The sequence below is a fragment of the Promicromonospora sp. NPDC060271 genome (assembly GCF_042726755.1).
In the GTDB taxonomy this organism is placed as follows: Bacteria; Actinomycetota; Actinomycetes; order Actinomycetales; family Cellulomonadaceae; genus Promicromonospora.
This window is the reverse complement of record NZ_JBHXBG010000272.1, coordinates 1-4,427: the sequence shown is the minus strand read 5'-3', so window position 1 is coordinate 4,427 and position 4,427 is coordinate 1. Positions and strand designations below refer to the sequence as shown.

The 4,427-nt window shown below is 71.4% G+C and carries 3 protein-coding genes; all 3 read right to left on the bottom strand.

The features are described from left to right. Window positions 1-113 precede the first annotated feature (113 nt). The 3 genes from ACFWE2_RS24655 to ACFWE2_RS24645 all read right to left on the bottom strand — a co-directional run bounded on the left by ACFWE2_RS24655 (window position 114) and on the right by ACFWE2_RS24645 (window position 4,300). Window positions 114-1,487 carry an ABC transporter substrate-binding protein gene (locus ACFWE2_RS24655; protein WP_377226846.1) on the bottom strand — a complete coding sequence of 458 codons (1,374 nt, stop codon included), beginning with the start codon at window positions 1,485-1,487 and terminating at the stop codon, window positions 114-116. A 69-nt stretch (window positions 1,488-1,556) separates the two neighbouring features. Then, window positions 1,557-3,227: a glycoside hydrolase family 13 protein gene (locus ACFWE2_RS24650; RefSeq protein ID WP_377226845.1), complete on the bottom strand. Its 1,671-nt coding sequence runs from the start codon at window positions 3,225-3,227 to the stop codon at window positions 1,557-1,559. A gap of 53 nt (window positions 3,228-3,280) precedes the next feature. Beyond that, complete coding sequence (locus ACFWE2_RS24645) at window positions 3,281-4,300, bottom strand: LacI family DNA-binding transcriptional regulator (protein ID WP_377226844.1); 1,020 nt, start codon at window positions 4,298-4,300, stop codon at window positions 3,281-3,283. Between the last annotated feature and the right edge of the window lie 127 nt (window positions 4,301-4,427).

Below are 4,427 nucleotides of genomic sequence, written 5' to 3'. Positions count from 1 at the left end.
GGCCTTGAGGAAGCCGTGGAAGGTGATCGTCTTGCCGGACGCGCTGAACTCGGCGTCCCGGCCGTCGCTCGACCGGCCCGCGATCTTGACGGTGACCGAGTTGCCGACGGAGGTCAGCTGCGGTCGAGCAGGGTCTGGACCTGGGTCTGCGCGTCGGCGAGCAGGGCGTCGATGTCCGCGTTCTCGTCGGTCAGCACCGCCTGGACCACCGGGTCGAGCGCCGCGTACACGTCCTGGGTCGCGACGGCGGGCTCCGGGATGACGGGCTGGTCGAACATCTGCTCCGTCATCGGGGCGAAGTTCTCCAGCGGGACGTTGACGAGGTCCTTGATCCAGCCCTGCTGCTCCTCGTACGTCGCCCGGTCGAAGATCGGCAGGGCGGGGGCGCCGACGGGCTGGTCGGTCTCGGCAGCGACCTCGGCCTCGGCCACGGCGGCGTCCTGGTCGGTCAGCTTGGAGATGTAGTAGAAGTCGATCCACTTCACGGCGGCCGCCTGCTCCGCCTCGGACGCCGCGGAGCTCACCGCGGCGAGCGTGCCGCCGCCGAGCGTGCCGGCGTCGTCACCCTCCAGCGGCAGCACCGTGACGCCGTACTCGTCGGGGTTCATCTGGTTCTGGGTGAACAGGTTGGGGTAGTTCGCGCCGCCCGAGATGTACATGCCGATCTTCCCGGCGGCGAAGTCCTGGTTGATGGTGCCCCAGTCGTACAGGAAGCTCGAGCCCATCGAGTCGTCCTCCCAGCGCATCTCCTGCAGCATCTCGAGGGCGCGGACCGTGGCGTCGTTGTCGACGGTGGCGGTCGCCTCCTCGCCCTCGCCCTCGACGATGCGGCCGCCGAGCGCGTACGTCTCGGTGGTGAGGATCCAGCCGCCCGTGTTGCTCTGCGTCATGTGGGCATAGCCGGCCTGGCCGGTCTTGTCAGAGATGGCCTTGGCGGCCTCGCGCACCTCGTCCCACGTGGCCGGCGGGTCGTCCGGGTCGAGCCCTGCCTCCTCGAAGAGCGCACGGTTGTAGTGCAGGCCCTGGTTGTAGGCGGCGATCGGGACCGCCCACATGCCGCCCTCGGCGTCCTGGCCCGCGGCGGCGATGGTGGGGTTGAACTGGTCGGCGTACGGCAGCTCGGCCACCAGCTCGCTGACGTCGGCGATCTGCCCGCGCTCGATCAGCGCCCGGCCGTCGGTGAACGGGATGGGGAAGACGTCGGGCAGTGTGCCGCCCGCGAGCTCGGCGGCGAACGTCGTGCCCGACCAGGTGAACTCCTTCGTCTCGACCTGGATGTCCGGGTTGGCCTCCTCGAACTGCGCGATGCGCTCGTCGAAGGCGTCGATGGCTTCCTGCTCGAGACCGGCGTCGATGGAGACCTCGATGGTCACCGGGCCCGTCGGCTCCGCGGCCGGGTCCTCGCCAGTGCCGCAGGCCGTGAGGGTTCCCGCGACGGACAGGACGCCCACCAGGGCGATCGCCGTGCGCTTGTGTGCTGACTTCATTGTCACTCCTTGGTCGTGTGCCGCTGGGGCGGCATCTCTGGGGGGGGAAGACGTGCGGGGAAGAGGGGATCAGGACGGCAGGTCGAGCCAGACGGCCGTGTCCGGCCCGATCTCGCCGTCGACGGGGCCGCTCGCCAGGAGCACCGCGGCTCCGGCGGGCAGCGGGACGGGAGCCGTCCCGAGATTGACGACGCACGCGAAGCGGGCGCCGCGGGTGAAGGCGACGACGTCGTCGCCCTGGCCGCCGGCCTCGAGGCCGAGCCAGGTGAGCTCCTCGGTGTGGAGCGCCGTGAGGTCGCGCCGCAGGTGCAGCGCACGGCGGTAGAGGCTCAGCATCGAGTCGGGGTCGCCGTCCTGCGCCTCGACGGAGCGGTCGTTCCAGCCGGTGGGCTGGGGCAGCCAGGGCGCCGCGCCGCCGTCCGGCCCGAACCCGAGGCTCGTGCCCGTCCGGGTCCACGGGAGCGGGACACGGCAGCCGTCCCGGCCGGGGTCGACGCCGTCCGACCGGAAGTGCATGGGGTCCTGAATGAGCTCCTTCGGGACCTCCACCTCCGGCAGGCCGAGCTCGTCGCCCTGGTAGACGTACAGGGCGCCGGGCAGCGCCGCGACCAGCAGGGCGGCGGCCCGCGCCCGGCGCGTGCCGAGCTCCAGGTCGGACGGCGTGCCGAACCGCTTGGCCGCGAAGTCGAACGAGGAGTCCTCGCGGCCGTACCGGGTCACGGGCCGCGTGACGTCGTGGTTCGACAGCACCCATGTGGCCGGTGCACCGACGGGGGCGTGCGCCTCGAGCGTCGTCCGGATCGACTCGCGCAGCTCCTTCGCGTCCCAGGGGCGGGCCATGAAGTCGAAGTTGAACGCCGTGTGCATCTCGTCGGGGCGCAGGTACTGGGCGAACCGCTCGTGGTCCGCCAGCCACACCTCGCCGACGAGCACGCGCGGCTCGGCGTACGAGTCCGCGACGCGCCGCCACCCGCGGTAGATGTCGTGGATCTCGTCGCGGTCCAGGTGGGGGTGCTCCCCCGGGCCCGGCGTCTCCGGGACCTCCGGCAGCGCGGGGTCCTTGACGATGAGCGCCGCCGAGTCGATCCGGATGCCGGCCGCGCCCCGGTCGAACCAGAACCGCAGGACGTCCTCGTGCTCCTGCCGGACGTCGGGGTGGTTCCAGTTCAGGTCCGGCTGCTCCGGGGTGAACAGGTGCAGGTACCACTGGCCGGGCGTGCCGTCGGGGTTCGTCGTGCGCGTCCAGGTCTGGCCCTGGAAGCTGGAGACCCACCCGGTCGGGATCTGCGCCCCGTCGGCGCCCCCGCCGTCGTGGAACCAGAACCGCTCGCGCTCCGGCGAGCCGGGGCCGGCCGCGAGCGCCGCGCGGAACCACTCGTGCTCGGCCGAGACGTGGTTGGGGACCACGTCGACGATGGTTCGGATCCCCAGCTCGCCGGCCTCGGCGATGAGCGCCTCGGCGTCGTCGAGGGTGCCGAACGCCGGGTCGATCCGGCGGTAGTCCCGCACGTCGTAGCCGCCGTCCGCCAGGGGCGAGGCGTACCAGGGCGTGTACCAGATGGCGTCGACGCCCAGGTCCCGCAGGTAGCCGAGCCGCGAGCGGACGCCGGCGAGGTCACCGGTCCCGTCGCCGTTCCCGTCCGCGAAGCTGCGGGGGTAGATCTGGTAGATCACCGCGCTGCGCCACCACTCGGGCCCGGCGGGTCGCGGGTCTGCTGCAGGCTCGGACGTCGTCGTCATGCAGGGAACCGTAAATCACACGACAACGACTACGCAAGAACTCGACAGTAGCCTTATCGATTTGTGACAATTTTCTGCGCGGCGGTGGAGGCGCGGACCACGAGCTCCGGCTCGAACAACAGCTCGTCGCGCGGCACGTCGCCGCCGTCGATGAGCGCGGCGAGCAGGTCGACGGCGGCGCGCCCCATCGGCTCGATCGGCTGGCGGACGGTGGTCAGGGCCGGGTCGGTCGAGTTCATCAGCGCCGAGTCGTCGAACCCGACCACCGAGACGTCCGCCGGGCACGACAGCCCGACGCGGCGCACCGCCCGGATCGCACCGAGGGCGAGCGGGTCGCTGGCGCACACGATCGCGGTGGCGCCGCGGTCGATGAGCCGGTTGGCCGCCGCCTGGCCGCTCTCCAGCGAGTACTGCGAGTGCACCACCAGGTCGTCGTCCAGGTCGAGGTCGTTCCGCTTCGCGAACCGGCGGGCGGCGGCGAGCTTGCGCTCCGACGGGACGTGATCGGCCGGGCCGAGCAGCAGGCCGATCCGCTGGTGCCCGAGCGATGCGACGTGCCCCATCGCCTGCTCGATCGCCACGAGGTCGTCGGTGGCGACCCGCGGGAAGCCGAGGTCCTCGATCGACGCGTTCATGAGCACGACGGGCAGCCCGAGGTCCTCCAGCCGCCGGTAGTGGGAGTGGTCGGCCTCGCGCTCGGCGTAGAAGCCGCCCGCGAAGATCACGCCGGAGACCTGCTGCTGCAGCAGCAGGTCGATGTACTCGGCCTCGGTGACGCCGCCGGCCGTGCGGGTGCAGAGCACCGGCGTGTAGCCCTGCTGGGCCAGCGCCCCGCCGATCACCTCCGCGAACGCGGGAAAGATCGGGTTCACGAGCTCGGGGAGGACCAGCCCGACGAGCCTGCCGCGGCTGCCCCGCAGCTTGGTGGGCCGCTCGTAGCCCAGCACGTCCAGGGCCGTGAGCACGGCATCCCTGGTGCTCTGGGAGACTCCCGGCTTCCCGTTGAGCACACGGCTGACCGTCGCCTCGCTCACGCCGACCTTCTTCGCCACATCCGCTAACCGTCTCGACATGACGTCGATCCTAGTCCGGATAGCGCAAACCGCTTGCAGGGATTGCGTGCTCCTGCAAGCGGCTTGCGTAACCGACATGTCAGACGCTCAGGTCATCCGGGTGACCTGAGCGTCTGACATGTTCTGG

Coding starts and splice junctions, on each gene's coding strand:
- ACFWE2_RS24645 (WP_377226844.1), bottom strand. CDS start 4,300: ATGTCGAGACGGTTAGCGGATGTGGCGAAGAAGGTCGGCGTGAGCGAG.
- ACFWE2_RS24650 (WP_377226845.1), bottom strand. CDS start 3,227: ATGACGACGACGTCCGAGCCTGCAGCAGACCCGCGACCCGCCGGGCCC.
- ACFWE2_RS24655 (WP_377226846.1), bottom strand. CDS start 1,487: ATGAAGTCAGCACACAAGCGCACGGCGATCGCCCTGGTGGGCGTCCTG.